This is a genomic window from Tardiphaga sp. GW822-FHT04G09 (genome assembly GCF_058800725.1).
The window spans coordinates 24,167-40,533 of the sequence record NZ_JBXAMO010000014.1; the positions used below are offsets into that span (position 1 = coordinate 24,167).

15 protein-coding genes are annotated in these 16,367 nt (G+C 63.9%); 1 reads left to right on the forward strand and 14 read right to left on the reverse strand.

The window, feature by feature from the left end; translation table 11 throughout:
• Positions 1–30 precede the first annotated feature (30 nt).
• The 10 genes from AC1RLZ_RS21270 to AC1RLZ_RS21315 all read right to left on the reverse strand — a co-directional run bounded on the left by AC1RLZ_RS21270 (position 31) and on the right by AC1RLZ_RS21315 (position 8,562).
• Positions 31–1,899 carry a multicopper oxidase domain-containing protein gene (locus tag AC1RLZ_RS21270; RefSeq protein WP_371425753.1) on the reverse strand — a complete coding sequence of 623 codons (1,869 nt, stop codon included), beginning with the start codon at positions 1,897–1,899 and terminating at the stop codon, positions 31–33.
• Positions 1,900–1,936: 37 nt separating this feature from the next.
• The gene (locus AC1RLZ_RS21275; protein ID WP_371425751.1) at positions 1,937–2,275 is read right to left on the reverse strand and encodes a DUF305 domain-containing protein; all 339 of its coding nucleotides are present in this window, start codon (positions 2,273–2,275) and stop codon (positions 1,937–1,939) included.
• Positions 2,276–2,564: 289 nt separating this feature from the next.
• The gene (locus AC1RLZ_RS21280; RefSeq protein ID WP_371425749.1) at positions 2,565–3,548 is read right to left on the reverse strand and encodes an FkbM family methyltransferase; all 984 of its coding nucleotides are present in this window, start codon (positions 3,546–3,548) and stop codon (positions 2,565–2,567) included.
• Positions 3,549–3,622: 74 nt separating this feature from the next.
• Positions 3,623–3,925 carry a copper-binding protein gene (locus AC1RLZ_RS21285; RefSeq protein ID WP_371425747.1) on the reverse strand — a complete coding sequence of 101 codons (303 nt, stop codon included), beginning with the start codon at positions 3,923–3,925 and terminating at the stop codon, positions 3,623–3,625.
• 22 nt (positions 3,926–3,947) lie between these two features.
• Positions 3,948–4,436, reverse strand: coding sequence for a cupredoxin domain-containing protein (locus AC1RLZ_RS21290; RefSeq protein ID WP_371425745.1), 489 nt, complete (start codon positions 4,434–4,436; stop codon positions 3,948–3,950).
• A gap of 42 nt (positions 4,437–4,478) precedes the next feature.
• Positions 4,479–5,867, reverse strand: a complete 1,389-nt coding sequence (locus AC1RLZ_RS21295) for a multicopper oxidase family protein (protein ID WP_371425743.1) — start codon at positions 5,865–5,867, stop codon at positions 4,479–4,481.
• A 16-nt stretch (positions 5,868–5,883) separates the two neighbouring features.
• Positions 5,884–7,335 (reverse strand): TolC family protein, encoded by a 1,452-nt coding sequence (locus AC1RLZ_RS21300; protein WP_493190257.1) that lies wholly within the window; start codon positions 7,333–7,335, stop codon positions 5,884–5,886.
• 9 nt (positions 7,336–7,344) lie between these two features.
• On the reverse strand, positions 7,345–7,638 hold the full coding sequence (locus AC1RLZ_RS21305) for a hypothetical protein (RefSeq protein ID WP_371425739.1): 294 nt from the start codon (positions 7,636–7,638) through the stop codon (positions 7,345–7,347).
• Positions 7,639–7,715: 77 nt separating this feature from the next.
• On the reverse strand, positions 7,716–8,201 hold the full coding sequence (locus tag AC1RLZ_RS21310) for a hypothetical protein (RefSeq protein WP_371425737.1): 486 nt from the start codon (positions 8,199–8,201) through the stop codon (positions 7,716–7,718).
• Positions 8,202–8,286: 85 nt separating this feature from the next.
• Entirely contained in the window at positions 8,287–8,562 is a 276-nt protein-coding gene (locus AC1RLZ_RS21315; protein ID WP_371425735.1) for a metal-sensitive transcriptional regulator, read from the reverse strand.
• A gap of 401 nt (positions 8,563–8,963) precedes the next feature.
• Between AC1RLZ_RS21315 and AC1RLZ_RS21320 the strand changes: the two genes are divergently transcribed.
• Entirely contained in the window at positions 8,964–11,663 is a 2,700-nt protein-coding gene (locus AC1RLZ_RS21320; RefSeq protein WP_371425733.1) for a heavy metal translocating P-type ATPase, read from the forward strand.
• A gap of 169 nt (positions 11,664–11,832) precedes the next feature.
• On the opposite strand, the gene AC1RLZ_RS21325 is transcribed toward AC1RLZ_RS21320, so the two are convergent.
• Genes AC1RLZ_RS21325 through AC1RLZ_RS21340 form a run of 4 tightly spaced genes read right to left on the reverse strand, consistent with a single transcriptional unit; the run spans position 11,833 to position 16,294 of the window.
• A complete protein-coding gene (locus AC1RLZ_RS21325; protein WP_371425731.1) occupies positions 11,833–12,732 on the reverse strand; it encodes a cation diffusion facilitator family transporter in 900 nt (299 codons plus the stop codon).
• Between the two features lies 1 nt (position 12,733).
• Entirely contained in the window at positions 12,734–13,591 is an 858-nt protein-coding gene (locus AC1RLZ_RS21330; RefSeq protein ID WP_371425729.1) for a hypothetical protein, read from the reverse strand.
• Position 13,592: 1 nt separating this feature from the next.
• A complete protein-coding gene (locus AC1RLZ_RS21335) occupies positions 13,593–14,111 on the reverse strand; it encodes a hypothetical protein (RefSeq protein ID WP_371425727.1) in 519 nt (172 codons plus the stop codon).
• Positions 14,108–16,294: a heavy metal translocating P-type ATPase gene (locus AC1RLZ_RS21340; RefSeq protein ID WP_371425725.1), complete on the reverse strand. Its 2,187-nt coding sequence runs from the start codon at positions 16,292–16,294 to the stop codon at positions 14,108–14,110. The genes AC1RLZ_RS21335 and AC1RLZ_RS21340 overlap by 4 nt, the downstream gene beginning before the upstream one ends.
• Between the last annotated feature and the right edge of the window lie 73 nt (positions 16,295–16,367).

The following is a 16,367-nucleotide window of genomic DNA, read 5'->3' on the forward strand; positions in this document are numbered from 1 at the left end:
CTTCGGTGATGCAGAGTTGGTGTGCGGATTTCAGTGGACGTCCAGAACGAGCATGAGGCCTCCGCCGCCCTTCTCTTCGACGTTGTTGTTGGCGGTGTGGTGGGGGATATGGCAGTGCACCAGCCACTTGCCTGGCCTTCGCGCGGTCCAGACGACGTCGTAGCGCTGGCCCGGCCCGACGTTGACGGTGTCCGCCTGGTATTTCGCGCTCTCGTTCAGCGTCACTCCGTCCACGGCCACGACTTGGAACGGGCCGCCGTGGACGTGCATCGGATGCACGAAGTTGTTGTTGGTGCCGATGAAGCGGATCTTGATGGTCTGGCCGACCTTCATCGGAACGGTATCGGTCGAGGGATACGCCTTGCCGTTGATTGTGAAGTAGTTGGGCAGCGCACCTTCCATCAGCATGGCGGGAAACGTCCGCCACTCCCGCTTCAGCCATTCCTGAAGCTGGACCGTGTAGTCGATGTCGGCCTTGGCCTCCGCCGACGGATCCTTTGGCGAGATCAGCAGCGCGCCGTAGAGCCCGAGCGCCTGCTGTCGGTCCGGATGGTCGTGGCTGTGGTAGAAGTAGGTCCCGCTCTGGGCGACGTCGAATTCGTAGGTGTAGGAACCGCCCGGGGGGACGGGATCCTGCGTGACCTTCGCCGGTCCGTCCATTTCGTTGGGAACGATCAGACCGTGCCAATGCACCGTCGTGCTTTCCGGAAGAGCATTGTGGAAATTGATCCGGACGTGCTCGCCCTCGGTGAGCTGGAGCCGCGGCCCGGGCACCTGGCGGTTGTACGCGTATGCGTCGACCGCGACGTTCGGCAGGATGTTCCAACGGATGATCGAAGCCTCGATGTCGAAGACCTTGATGCCGTTCTCGACGCGGGGCTGGAGGACCTGGTCGCCCTTCGCGTCGGGCGGAGCCGTGTACGTTACCTGCCTGGGCTTCACCGCGGCCATGTCCTTCATGGCCTCGCCGGGCAGGTCGAACGTGTTGATCATTCCGGGCGGCATGATCGCGCCATCGACATCGCGGGCGCTCAGGCCCAGATTCACCGAAAACCCCGGAACGATCATCCCGGATATGAGCAGAAATCCCGTGACGCCCGCGAGCGCGGCCAGCTGAGGGCGCGTGGCATCGCCGCCCATCGCATGGCCGCCGCCTTCTTTCATCTTGCCGTGGTCCATTCCCTCCATAGCGGGCATCGCTGCATGACTTGCGTGGGCTTTCGATGCCTTGCCGGCGCGTACCGTCATCAGGCCATGCTTGATCTTCTTCTTCACCATCCAGACGTTGAAGGGGTACGCGGTAGTGAAGCCGACCATCACGCCGAGGGACATCACGCCCCAGAACACCAGCTCGAGCGGATCCATCGCGCGCATGTCGCGACCCATCATCAGGAAGCTCATGGCCGGCGCCATGCCGGCCATCATCGCGTTCATGCTGATAAACTCGGGGACGAAGCTCTTGCGGACGTTCTCCCAGTAGGTCCCGCCCATCATCTTCTTCATGAACAGGGACTGGAAGACGAACAGTCCGAACGAGAAGCCGGCGACGTATTCGACGATCAGGTCGATCCACATCGGCAACCCGAGCGAGGCCGTGACGACGGCCGCGAGAATGATGCCGGTCGCGTCGCCGGCGACGCAGTGGATCGTGCTGCCGACGCCCTGCTTCCACAGCGGCGACGTGAATTCTTCGTGCTCACCCGGCGTCGGCTCCTTGTCCGCGAGGACGTAGAGTAGCAGCCCGAACGGCCCCATGTAGAGCGTGACCAAAATGAATCCCCATTTCATGACGGTCGGCTCGGGGTTGCCGTTGAACTGGTCGTAGGCGACGTACGCCGTCGACCCGGCCGCGAGGACGAACCATGCGATCAGATAGTAGTCGTAGGGCAGTGCGATCATGGCGTCCTCGCGGATTGCGGTTAGGGTCGGCTACGGGTCAGTGCTTGCTGATCCACTCCTCGAGCATCTTCTGCTCCTCGCTCTGTTCCTTGATGCCCTTCTCGGCCATCTGGCGGATCATCGGATCCTTGGTCTCCTTCAGGACCGTCTTGGACATGTCGATCGCGCCCTGGTGATGCGCCACCATCATCTTGGCCCAGGCCTTGGTCGGGTCGGGGTCCATCCCCTTCATCATCGCCGCGTCCATCTTCTCCATGGACGCCTTGTATTCCTTCTCGGCACCCTGGGCCCGGGCCAGGCCGGGGGCGGCCAGAACGAACAGAAGGGCTGCGGCGGAAACGTAGTTGCGAAGTATAGTTCGTGCGGTACTCGTCATGACATTTCTCCATTGTTGAAACGACGCCTGCCGAAACGGCAGCAGCAAATGGTTTGTTCCGCGCCGCGACCAGCAAACTCCACCGTCGATTTCGCCGCTTCAGAACGCAGAAATACGTCGCGCGGCGCGGCGCGCGTGCTCTCGGATCGTCGGAAAAACAGGGCCAGCGCTCAATATCTCAAGCAATCGAATTCGGGTTCGGCGACGGAACGAGGCGGGCGCACCTCGCGGATCGCGGCACGCAGGTCCATCCAGACGCGCGGCGCAGCAAGGATTCGCTTTGGCGCGTTCATGACCGCCATCCGATGCGTTCGAGTTTCTCTTTCCAAAACGGGCTCGCGGTCGCGAAAACGTTGTATCCCACCCATGCGTGGCGCTTGATGCGGTCGAGAACGAACAGGTCCCGCAGCCGGACGAAACTTGCCGTCGCGGCATCGAAGACGTACAGGCGAAGCGACGTTTTGCTCATCAGATGCCGCGAAACGAGATGCCGGCGGTCCGCGCCGTGCTCCTCGCAGATGAACACAGCATCTCCCGCCGAGAGCAGCTCGGCGCCCCGGAGCGCTTCAATCTCGACGCCCTCCACGTCGAGCTTCACGACCACCGGTCGGGCGGGTTCGATCGCACCTTCCGTCATGAGGCCGTCGAGCGAGACGGTCCGGACGGCGTCGGGATCGCCGGCGCCGGCGCGCGCCGTGCCAAAGGCTTCGTGACGGTCGCCGGTGATGCGGACGAAGCCGCCGGGCGCGCCGCCGATCGCGGCGTGGATGCAGCGGAAGCGGCAGCCGTTGAGCCTGGAGTTGAATTCGAGACGCGACACGTTCGGCGCGGAGGCCTCGATCGCCAGAGCATCGTGCGCGCCGAAAGGTCTGCTGGACGCGAGCACGGACCAGTATCCGAAGTTGGCGCCGCCATCGACGAATACGTAGTCGACGTCTGACACGCCGCGCAGAAAGGTCTCGATCTCAGCTTCGTAGACGTACCGTCTGTTGAGCAGGCGGCTCCAGTAGCCGTCCGCGAAGGGCATGGAGAAGACGGCGTCGGAATTAAGCCGGATTGCGATGTCGCCGGGTGCGACGGCCGAGGACACGACGTTGCAGCCGAGCCGATACCCGCGGTGCCCGAACCGCGCCGTTGCCGCCGATCCCGCCTGCAGCGCGGCCACCGCCAGTCGCTCGACGAGGCGCGCGCCGCTCAGCCGTCCGGTTTCGCGATCGTACGCAAGCGTCCGTCCTGCGGAGGCCGGTCCTTCGTTGCGCGGAGATGCATCCATGCCGTGTCCTTCAGCGCTTCGACCCGGAGCTGCGGCGCCGGCGGGCTCGCCGGCGCGCGCAAACCGTTCGTGCCCTACTTGCTTTTCTGGATCTTGGTAATGGCGATGCCGTCGCTGCCGCGCTCGGCCGTGAACTGGACCTTGTCTCCGACCTTCACCTGCTTGAGCATCGCCGGATCCTGGACCTTGAAAACCATCGTCATGCCGTCCTCTTCCATGCCGAGGTTCTTGATCGCGCCGTGCTTGAGCGTGATCTTCTTGGCGGTCTCGTCGACCTTCTTCACTTCGCCGTTGACCATCGCGTCCTGCGCGAAGATTGCCGACGAAAACAGAAGCGAGAACGCGAGGGTGGCGGCTGCGAGTCTGTTGGTGGTCATTTTGTTTTCCTTTCGTGGGTTGCTACTTGACGACGACGTTGCCGACCATGCCCGCTTCGCGGTAGCCGGGTATCAGGCACGCGTATTCGAACTCGCCCGCCTTGCTGAACTTCCAGACGATTTCACCCGTCATCTTCGGAGCCAGCTTCGCGGCGTTCGGATCGTCGTGCTCCATGTCGGGATTCTTCGACATGGAAACGGCATGCTTCAGATTCTCCTCGGTCGTCCCGAGGACGAATTCGTGTTCGAGCTCTCCGCCGTTGCGCAGCACGAACTTGACCTGATCGCCCTTGCGGACCTCGATCTTCGCGGGCGTGAACAGCATTTTTCCGTTCGCCTCCGTCATCGTGATCTGCACGATCTTGGCCGGCTTCTTCGCGTCGCCGGGCTCGCCGGTCGTGAAGACCTCGTCGTGCTTCGCGTGTCCGGCATGATCGCTCTCGGCGAGGACGGGCGCCGTGTGCAGCAGGAGCGCCAGCGTTGCGGCTCCTGCGAATGACATAGATTTCATCGGTTGCTTCCGTGTTCCGGTTTGCTGGTGTCGGGCGGGAAGTCACATCCCCTTCATTCCTTTCATCCCCTTCATGTCCATGCCCTTCGTCTGCTGCGGGGCGGCGGACTTCGCCTTTGCCTTCTCGTTGGTCTGGCGCGGCGCATCCTTCTGCGGCGCCTCGACTTCGTAGGCGACGGTGCCCTGCGGGTGCTTGTACGGGCCGGGGTCCCGGTAATCGTCGCGGGCGAGGCCCTCGCGGATCTTCATGACGGTGAACATGCCACCCATCTCGATCGGTCCGAACTGCCCTGAGCCCGTCATCATCGGCAGCGTGTTGTCCGGCATCGGCATCTCCATCTCGCCCATCGCCATTCCCGTCGTTCCCATCGCCATCGCGTCCGGCGCCAGCTTTCCAACGGCCTTCGCAAGATCCTTCTTCGAAACGCCGATCATGTTCCGAACATTGTGACCCATCGCGTTCATGGTGTGATGCGACTTGTGGCAATGGAACGCCCAGTCCCCTGGATTGTCGGCGATGAAGTCGAAAACCCGAACCGCACCGACAGGCACGTCGGTGGTGGTCTCCGGATACTGGGCGCTTTCGGGCACCCAGCCGCCGTCAGTGCACGTGACGGCGAATTTGTGGCCGTGCAGATGGATGGGATGATTGGTCATCGTAAGATTGCCGATGCGGACGCGCACCCGATCGCCCAGTCGGACAATCATCGGATCGATGCCGGGAAAGACCCTGCTGTTGAACGTCCACATGTTGAAGTTCGTCATCTCCGACACCTTGGGGAGATAGGTGCCGGGATCGATGTCGTAGGTGCTCATGATGAAGACAAAATCACGATCGACGGGCCGGAAGGAGCGGTCGCGCGGATGCACGACGATCATGCCCATCATTCCCATCGCCATCTGGACCATTTCGTCCGAATGAGGGTGGTACATGAACGTTCCGCTATATTTCATCTCGAATTCGTAGACGAAGGTCTTTCCGACCGGAATGTGAGGCTGACTCAAGCCACCGACGCCATCCATTCCGCTCGGCAGGATAACGCCATGCCAATGCACCGTGGTCGGTTCGGGAAGCCTGTTCGTGACGAAGATGCGGATCTTGTCGCCTTCTACGCACTCGATCGTCGGCCCCGGTGACTGACCGTTGTAGCCCCACAGATGCGCCTTCATGCCTTCGGCGAATTCGCGTTCGACCGGTTCGGCGACCAGATGAAATTCCTTCCAGTCGCCGTTCATCCGCCACGGCAATGTCCAGCCGTTCAAGGTGACGACTGGATTATAGTCGGGACCGCTCGACGGGTGCAGCGGCGGCTGCATCGTCGCCTTCTCCATGGTGGGCGCCTCGGGAATGTTAGCGGCGTGCACCCGGCCGCCGACGACGACGGTACCGGCCAGGGCGGCAGTGTTTAGAAAGCCTCTACGGGAAAGCATGTTCAAGTCCTTCTATTCAGCCGCCGGCTCTGGCGGTCTTCGCGGTCCGGGTCTGCTGCGGTGCGTCCGATCGACCGCCGCCGTTGACGACGGTCTGCAGCTCTGATTGCGCCGTCCAGAAATCGCGCTTCGCCTCGATTGCGGCGCGCAGGGCGGCTATGCGCTGCCTGGCCTCCGTCAACAATGCGAACACGTCGTCCTGCATGCTGCTGAAGCGAAGCTGCATCTCGTTGGAGATGATCTCTCGCAGCGGAAGGACCTCGCGTTGATAGTGGCCCGCGATGTCGTACGCCGACCGATAGGTCTTGTAGGCGTCGCGCGCCTCCGAACGGACGTTCACCGCTCTTTCCGTCAAGAGGTTGAAGGCCTGATTGTAGGTCTCGACGGCTTGCCGGACTCGGACTTCTCCACCATCGAAGAGAGGGATCTGGAACTGGAGATCGACTCCGCGCTCCGTGGCGGCGCCGCCGGCATCGGACGTCTTCTTGTTGATCCCGGCAATATCCAGCAGTGTCACGAACCGGCTTGCCTCACTGAGCTTCAGACTCTTGGCGAGAGCGACCAGTTCGAGACGTGCGATCTGCAGGTCGACGCGACGCTCGACGGCATCGACCTCGATGCCGGGAAGCGGTTGTGGCCGACGTGGCAGCGCCGGAAGCTTCATCGGGATGCGGAATCCCAGGTCTCCGTCCCACAGTCCAGCAAGCCGGATCAGACGCTCGCGCGAACTCGCCGCCTCCTGCCGTACCAGTGCGAGCTCCGCCGTTATCTCGGCGTAAAAGACCTGTTCTCGCGCCTGGTCGAGCTTGTTCAACGCTCCGGTCCGACCGAGCTTCGATGCGAGCTGGGCCGTGGATTCGGCCGTGGACTTGGCATCTGTGAGGAGTAGAACAAGCTCGTTGGCGGCGACCGCGCGGAAGTACGCGAGCCGCACATCGGCAGCCAGTCGGAGCGTTTCCTCCGCTGCCCGGAGCTGCGCCTGACGGAAACGCTGTCGCGCGATCTCGGAACGTACCGGAAGCGTTGCCAACGCAAGAATGTCCGCCACGATCCTGCGTTCCAATTCGACAACCCCGGAGCCCGCGATGCGTGAAACGGAGAAGGTGGGATTCGGCGGCAGGCTTTCCGCCACCAGATCCGTTTCGGCAAGCGCCAGTTCGTTGTATGCCGCCTGAAGGCCGCGGTTGCTGAGCAGTGCTATCTGGACGGCGCTATCCACGGTGAGCGTTCGTCGTAGCAGGCCCTTGACGGCGCCGTCGGCGCGTACCGCGTCGTCCTGCGTCCTGATCGAGATGACGTCCTTCTTGATGGTCTCGCCGGCGACCCCGGCGACCACGCCCATACCGGCGTCCGGCGAAAAGGTGGCGCATCCGGAGAGGAGGAGCGAGGAGAACAGGACCGCCACCGCTGCGGGCTTGGAACCGCGGCGGGCGACGAACGGACGGTGGGCGTGACGCGTGCTGGACATGTCTCGCTCCTACCGGTCGGATTTCGGCGCCGGAGCGGCGCGGTCGTTCTGTTCGCGCCAAGGCGCCGGCGCCGCCGGCCGGAGGCTGCTGTAGGGAGCGACGGTCGAGCGGTAGCCTACCCCCGCTACCCTGGCCGAAGGATCGGCCGGGTCGGCGCCCACCAAGGGCACTGTCGTCGGCAGACAGCCTCCTAGAGTGAGGGTGCCGAGGGATACGGCGGCGAGCATCGCCGGTCGTGAACGGAATACACCAGCGGCCACCGAGCGAACGGCGGCGAGCTTCGCCCCAAACTGCGTGAACATGTTCGTTTCCTGAAATGACGGTGGACAACAGGCGCGTCATCCCTCTGCAGGGCACGCACCGAGTCTAGACGTTCAGATCAGCCGATGGGGGGACGGTACTGCACGGCCGGCGCATTGTCGGCGGTGGCGCGATAGCTGGTCGCGATGCGGACCAAGGTCGGCATCGGAGGCATCGCGAAATCGACCAGCGAAGCAGGCATCGCCGTGACGCACATCAGGGCGCAGCATTGGCCGCTGGTGGTGTGAGGAGCCTTCTTCGCCGGCATGCCATCGCCGTCCATATCGTCGGACATCGTCATCATGTCTGCCGCGTCGGACATCGACGCCGGCTGCGCGGAAGCATGGTCGTGCTGCTGCCCGTCGAGATGGGCGTGCATCGGCTGGACGGCTTCGTCGTGCATGTGCATCGAGCCGGACATGCCCTCCATGGTCAGGCAGTGGGCAGAGGCGTGTTCGCCCGGCAGGGCGTAGGACAGGGTCGGCGCCAGGATGCAAAGCATATAGACGAGGGCGACGATCCACCCTGCCTTCAGCCTACGTTTCCTGGTGAGCCTGACGAGCATACGGTTCAGATGCCTTCGGGTGTTCGCGTCGATCGGCGGAGCCTATCCGCGAAATTCCAGAACGCCAAGGCGAATTGCAAACGTGTCATCGTTCGGCCCTTCCGACGACGGCCATCAGTTCGGCGATCTTCTGGCGCTGGTCGGCCTTGTCGCCGCTCGCGATGGCGTGCTCCACGCAATGAGAAACGTGGTCTTTGAGCACTTCTTCCTCCACGCGGCGCAGCGCGGCACGGACCGCGGAGATCTGCGTCACAACGTCGATGCAGTATCGGTCCTCTTCGACCATCTTCGACAGGCCACGGACCTGCCCCTCGATCCTTCCGAGGCGTTTCTTCACCGATGTCTTGATGTCGTCGCGCATGCGGGAGATGTACCCCTACTGGGTACAGGTTGCAAGGGGGCGAAGCAACGGTACCGGACAGGTATGAGCGATCTCCGGTCATCGGTCCGGATTCGGAACGCGCAGGTGTTGCCGGGCAAGGTTGTTGCCGTGCGGCAGGTCCGTCCGCGGCTGCCCCGCTTGGCTCCGGTGAGCGACAGGTTCGCGCGCCTGACTCCGCGGCGCTCAATCGGGTTTCCGGATGGAGAGGGGTTGTTCGCGCTGCGTCTCCGAGGTCCGCGACGGACTCATTACGGCATCCCTTGTTTCATCCTCGCCTTGGACGTCGGCCGCGCACGCATTTCGACGAAGCATCTTGATATCCTAGCGCATTGGGCGCATATACCCCTACAGGGTATTAGTTCTTGACCTGGAGAAAGAAGATGTCGGAGGCGAAAAAAGATGGTTCGGGTGGTTGCGGCTGTGGCTCCAGACCGCAGAGCGTAGCGACGAAGTCCGCTGCTTCCGCCTGCTGCGGCGGTGCGGCGCATGACGCGCCCGGGCACGCGTCGCACGGAAGCCAACGCAAGGACCACGCCGATACGGGCAAGGCGACCGATGCGGTCTGCGGAATGACCGTCGATCCGGACACGGCCAAGCACAGCTTCGACCATGGCGGACAGCGCTACCACTTCTGCTCCGCTGGCTGCCGCGCAAAGTTCGCAGCCTCACCCGACGCTTATTCGGCCAAGGCGGACACCGTGCAGGGAACCGGCGGCTGCTGCGGCGGAGCCGATCACGGCGGTCGCTCCCATGAAGGACATGTCCACGCTCATGACGAGGCAGCCGCCGGCACGATCGATCCCGTCTGCGGAATGACCGTCGATCCGGACACGACCCCGCACAAGTTCGCACTCGCCGGCGAGACCCATCATTTCTGCTCGGCCGACTGCCGCAGCAAGTTCGCCGCCGACCCGCAGCGATACCTGCAGAAGTCGAAGCCGGACGCGCTTGCGGTTCCGGTGGCTGAGGGCACCATCTACACCTGTCCGATGCATCCGGAGATCCGACAGGTCGGCCCGGGAAGCTGTCCGATCTGCGGTATGGCGCTCGAGCCCGAACTGGTCGGCCTAGACGACCAGCCCAACCCGGAACTCGCGGACATGTCGCGCCGGTTCTGGATCGGCATAGCATTGGCAGCGCCGGCCGTCGTTCTGGAGATGGGTGGCCACCTCGTCGGCGGACATGGTCTCGTCGAGCCGTCGCTATCGAACTGGATCCAGTTCTTCTTCGCCACGCCGGTCGTGCTGTGGGCAGGCTGGCCGTTTTTCGTCCGCGGCTGGCAATCGCTCGTCACCCGCAACCTGAACATGTTCACGCTCGTCGCGATGGGCACGGGCGTGGCCTATGCCTATAGCGTGGTCGCGACGGCGGCGCCGGGGGTCTTCCCGCCCGCGTTCCGCGGCCATGGCGGCGCCGTGGCGGTCTACTTTGAGGCCGCCGCCGTCATCACCGTCCTCGTCCTGCTCGGGCAGGTGCTCGAACTGCGGGCGCGTGAGGCGACGTCGGGCGCCATCAAGGCGCTGCTCGATCTCGCTCCCAAGACCGCGCGGCTGGTGGACGATACGGGCGAGGACCACGAAGTGGCGCTGGACAGCCTGAACGTCGGTGACAGGCTTCGCGTTCGCCCCGGCGAAAAGGTGCCGGTGGACGGCGTCATGACCGAAGGTCGCTCTTCGCTCGACGAATCGCTGGTAACGGGCGAATCCATGCCGGTCACCAAGGAGGTCGGCGCGAAGATCATCGCCGGGACGCTCAACCAATCCGGCGGCTTCGTCATGCAGGCCGAAAAGGTCGGCCGCGACACCCTGCTTTCCCAGATCGTGCAGATGGTCGCTCAGGCGCAGCGGTCCCGCGCGCCGATCCAGCGATTGGCTGACCAGGTCGCCGGGTGGTTCGTGCCCGCGGTCATCGTCGTGGCCGTTGCGGCCTTCACCGCCTGGGTCTGGTTCGGCCCAGAGCCGCGCCTTGCCTATGGCCTCGTCGCGGCGGTGAGCGTGCTGATCATCGCCTGCCCGTGCGCGCTCGGCCTCGCGACCCCGATGTCGATCATGGTCGGGGTCGGTCGCGGCGCGCAGGCCGGCGTGCTGATCAAGAACGCAGAAGCCCTGGAGCGCATGGAGAGGGTCGACACGCTGGTCGTCGACAAGACCGGAACGCTCACAGAGGGGAAGCCGAAGGTCGTTTCCATCATTCCCGCACCGGGCTTCGACCAAAGCGAGGTGCTCAGGCTCGCAGCCAGCGTCGAGCGGTCGAGCGAGCATCCGCTGGCCGACGCCATCGTCCGCGAGGCGAAGGAGCGCAACCTCAATCTCGCGGCCGTCACGGACTTCGATTCTCCGACCGGAAAGGGCGTGACAGGCAGGATCGACGGCAAGGTCGTGACGTTGGGCAACGCCAAATTCATGAACGCGTCCGGGGTAGACACCTCGTCGCTGGAAGGCCGTGCCGAAACGCTTCGCGGCGATGGCGCGACGGTCGTGAATATTGCGATCGACGGAGCACTCGCCGGCATCCTCGCCATCGCAGATCCAGTGAAGGCCACCACGCCGGACGCGCTGAAGGCGCTGGCGGCCGAAGGCATCAGGGTCATCATGCTGACGGGCGACAACCGCACCACGGCCATGGCGGTCGCGAAGCGCCTTGGCATCGCAGAGGTCGAGGCGGAAGTCCTGCCGGACCAGAAGAGCGCGGTAGTGAAGAAGCTGCAGAAGGCCGGGCGGATCGTCGCGATGGCGGGGGACGGCGTCAACGACGCGCCGGCCCTGGCCGCAGCCGACGTCGGCATCGCCATGGGCACCGGCACCGACGTGGCCATGGAGAGCGCCGGCGTGACGCTGCTCAAGGGCGATCTCGGCGGCATCATCCGGGCCCGCCGCCTCTCGGAGGCGACGATGAGCAACATCCGGCAGAACCTTTTCTTCGCGTTCATCTACAACGCGGCGGGCATTCCGATCGCCGCGGGGGTCCTGTATCCGACTTTCGGGCTGCTGCTCTCTCCGATCATCGCGGCGGCAGCGATGGCGTTGTCCTCCGTGACGGTGGTGGGGAACGCGCTGCGTCTACGGGCGACCCGCCTCTAGGCGACAGCCACGCACATCGGTACGGGAGAAGAGGATTCCTACGAAGCGCCGGAGGTCGGTCTTCCCAGACCGCCACACCGGAACGCGAGCGACGTGGCCTTGGCAAAATGCACCGTCTGTCGTCGATCTGACGAAAGGCGGTGTGAACCCTTTGGGAGTCTTTGATCCATCAAACGTGCAAAACCGGCTCCTCGTTTCTGATCGCCTCGTCGTCGACCTGGATCGTGACGTGATCGATCTTGAAGTCGTCCTTCATCAGACGGCGCGCCTCCTGCAAAGCTTCCCTTCCTTTCGACAGATCCTCCACCACCAGGTGACAGCTCATCGCATCGAAGCCGGACGTGACGGTCCATACGTGGAGGTCATGCACGGCGACGACGCCGGCGATAAGCTTCAGCTTCGCTTCGAGCGTACCTACGTCGACATTCGCCGGAGTGCCCTCCATGAGGATGTGCGTCACCTGTCTGAGCAACCCGAGCGTCCGGGGCACGATGAACAGTCCGATCCCCGCTCCGATGATCGGATCGGCCAGAACCCATCCTTTCCAAATCATGAGGAGGGCGGCCACGATGACCCCGATGGAGCCAAGCATATCACCGAGCACTTCGAGATAGGCGCCTCGCACGTTGAGGCTTTCCGACGATCCGCCCATCAGAAGTCTCATGCTGATCAGATTCACGATTAGTCCGCCCGTCGCCACGATCAGCATAGGTCCGCCGAGGACTTCGGGCGGCGCCAAAAACCTCCGATAGGCTTCGTAAAGAATGTAGACCGTCAGCAGAAGCAGCACGACGGCGTTGGCCAGCGCCGATAGCACCTCCATCCGAAGATACCCGTAGGTTCGTTGCGGGGTCGCTTCCTTCGCCGCGAAGCGGATGGCGACAAGCGCAAGGGCCAGTCCGCCCACGTCGGTCAACATGTGGGCGGCGTCCGCCAGAAGAGCGAGGCTACCGGTAATAAGCCCTCCGACCACCTCGGCCAACATGTAGGTCGCCGTGAGGCCCAAAGCCCAAGCGAGCCGCGTGGCGTGCTTTGCGGCCGCCGTTCCAGTGGTTCCACCGCCGTGCATGTCAAATCTCCTGAAGTGAGTGGGGCGCCGCCGACGTGACCTCGGCAAGGGACTTACGCAGACTTTCGCGGAGCTCGTCCAAGAGGAAGAGGCTGACGTCGTCCAGCGATCCGTGCCCCTGCGCGAACGGCTGTTCGAGAAGCCGGACCAGGTACAGCGCGTAGACGAACATGTAGCTTATGAAGCCGAACATCATCGCCGACGCCGGATCGCCCTCAGTCTTGAGGAAGAGCATCATGATGACGATCGCGAACACCAGCGTCTGAACGAGGACGTGGACCGACGGAACGAACTCCACGCGCTGGATCTGATAGATGCGCAGCATGGACCTGCGCAGCACATCCTGCGACGTGCGCAGCCGGACGACGAAGTTGGCCGCCAATCCCATGCCTTCGAGCCGCCCGAAGATCGGAGTCAGCTTGGCTATCTCTTCCAGCACCGGAGGAATGTTCTTGTGCCCGTTGGAATGTTCGAGGCCGGAACGGAGCCGATCCAGGATCGAGAGCAGTATGCCGCGACAGGTCGCGAGATCGAACTCCGAATTGTCCGAGGCGAAGCATTCGAGGTCGCCATCGATCGCTTCGACCGAATTGCGGACGTCCGCAGGGATGCGCTCCGCCTCCTTGTAGTCGGCCAGGATGCTCGACAGCAGGAAGCCGATGATGAAAATCGCGCCGCCGATGCCGCTCGTCAGGAGCCGGTTCAGTTCGAGAAACTCCAGCCCGAAGTAATGCACGGCGGTCTTGACGCCGCCGAGCACCGTGACGACGCACGCGACGGTGAAGAACAGGCCGAATTTCTTGCGGTAGCTCAGGTTCGCGCCCCCGAGATGGAGATGCTTCAGGATCAAAGTATGCATTTCAGTATCCGTTGCTTCTTCTTGCCGGAACGAACCTTCGCCCGTCCCACACCAGAGCTTGCCGCCTCCCTCCGAGCGAGACCTCTAGGACGACCGTGCCTCGATCGTTGTTCATCCTGACGTCTTCCGCATAACCGCTGAACACGACCCGATGCCGCCCCCCCGACTCCGCGAACACCTCATGGAGACAGGCATTGCCGCGGCACAAGGATTCTCGGTTGGCGCAGGAGATGTCCTCGAAATGCAACGATACGAAGCGCTGCCCGCCGCCCTCGATCGAGACCGCGAAATAGTGACCCGCGAGAGCGCCGCTTCCGCAGGCGCGCTCGCGGCGCGAAACTTGACGACGAATGTCCGGCGGGAGTTTCTCTAGGTGCTCGGCCGCCCATGGGTTTTCCGTCGCGAAGCTCGCGGCGGCCCGGGCGGGAATCAGCAGGCCGAAGTTTGCGGCACAGATATGAAGCGCTGCGGCAAAGAAGACCGGGGCACTTTTCCCTCTCGAAATGTCCTCCAGGCTCATGGCTGCGTCCTCGGCGGCTTCAGCAGCCGGAGCGCGTTTATCGTAACCAGGACCGTGGCGCCGGTGTCGGCGAGGATCGCCGGCCAGAGGCCGGTAAGGCCGATGACCGTCGTGACGAGGAAAACCGCCTTCAACCCGAGCGCGACCGTGATGTTCTGCTTGATGTTGAGCATCGTGCGTTTCGAGAGATCGATCATCGCGGCGACGTCGGAGACCCTACCGTGAAGCACGGCGGCATCGGCGGTCTCCAGGGCGACGTCGGTGCCGCCGCCCATCGCGACCCCGACATCGGCCGCCGCGAGCGCCGGCGCGTCGTTGATGCCGTCGCCGATTTTCGCGACGACGAAGCCCTGCGCCTGGAATTCCGCGACGATCCGCTGCTTGTCCTGCGGGAGCAACCCCGCTTGCACCTCGATCCCGAGCGACTTGCCGATCGCCGTGGCGGTTCGGCGATTATCTCCGGTCAGCATGACCGTCCGGATGCCGGCGTCGGTCAGGAGTTTCAATCCCTTCGCGGCGTCGGGGCGGGGCTCGTCGCGCATTGCGATCGCCCCCGCTATCGAAGTTCCGATCACCACGATCGAAACCGTCTTGCCCTCGTCGTTGAGCGCCGCGACACGGCCTTGATGCTCGATATCCAGGATACCGATTTCGCCGGCGGCCTTGGGCGACCCGAGGAAGATCTGCCGGCTGTCGATGGTCGCGCTGACGCCCTTGCCTCCGAGCGCCTGAGATCCCGAGGCGGACGGCGAAATGATCCCCCGTTTTGAGGCTTCGGCGAGGATCGCCGTCGCCAGCGGGTGGCTGGACCCTGTCTCCAACGCCGCCGCGAGCCGCAGCACCTCGTCCTCCGGAGTGCCGAACGACAGCACGTCGGTCACGACCGGTTTTCCGGCCGTCAGCGTCCCGGTCTTGTCGAAGCATGCGAGGGTGATCTTGCCCATCTGCTCGAGGACGACGCCGCCCTTGAGCAGCAGTCCACGGCGCGCACCGGCCGACAGGCTGGCGGCGATCGCCGCAGGCGTCGAGATCACCAGGGCGCACGGGCACCCGATCAGGAGGATCGCCAAGCCCTTGTAGACCCACTCGCTCCAGACGCCGCCGAACAGCAGCGGCGGGATGACGGCGACCAGGAAGGCTACCACCACGACGCCGGGCGTGTAGTACCGGGAAAAACGGTCGATGAAGCGCTCCGTGGGAGCCTTGGATTCCTGCGCCTCCTCGACCAACCGGACGACGCGCGCGATGGTGTTGTCCGCCGCCGCGGCAGTCACGCGCACGGTCAGCAACCCATCGCCGTTGATGGTGCCCGCGAATAGGCTCTCCTCGGGACCCTTCCTAGTAGGCGTGCTTTCGCCAGTCACGGGCGCCTCGTCGACGAAGCTCTCTCCGGAGACGATGAGGCCGTCCGCAGGGATGCGGTCGCCCGGCCGGACCTGAATCATCGAACCGACTATGAGCGTGTCCGCCTGGACTTCCCGGACGGATCCGTTCTCCTCGAGCATCGCCGTCTTGGGGACCAGCTTCGTGAGGTCCTGGATGCTCGCGCGCGCGCGGCTGGCCGCGACACCTTCCAGGAGTTCGCCGATTAAAAACAGAAAGACCACGGTCGCGGCCTCCTCGGTCGCTCCAATGAAGACCGCGCCAACGGCCGCGATCGTCATGAGCATCTCGATCGAGAACGGCGTCCCTGATATTGCCGCGGCGAAAGCGCGCCGACCAATCGGGATCAATCCGACCATCATGGCGACGAGAAACGCCCATTTTTCCGTAGCCGGAGCCAGCTTCCCGATCAGGAAAGCCGCTCCCAGCGCCGCTCCGGAGGCGATCGTCAAGATGCCTTTGGAGGTCCGCCACCAAGACCCGTCGGTAGGGCCGTGATCGTGACCGTGCAAGCCCGCATCGTCATGGTCGTGAGATGCACCGCCGTTCCCGTGGGGCGCATGGACGCCCTTCTCGTCGGCAGGCGCGACGTTGTAGCCCAGAGCGGTTATCCGAGCGGCCAATGTCCCGACATCGACGCCATCGTGTCTGACGGTCACGTTTCCGGCCGCCACGGAGACGGCTACATCGGTGACTCTCGGCACGCGGCGCAGCGCGTTCTCGATCTTCACCGCGCACGATGCGCAGTCCATTCCTTCGACGCGCATCTTGATCTGGTCGTCGTGTGCGGCTTCAGTCATCGGTCTCTCCCATAATTTCTCATTTCGTACGCGTGATCTGGAACCTCTTGCCGTTCCGCCGCTCGCCGGCTCG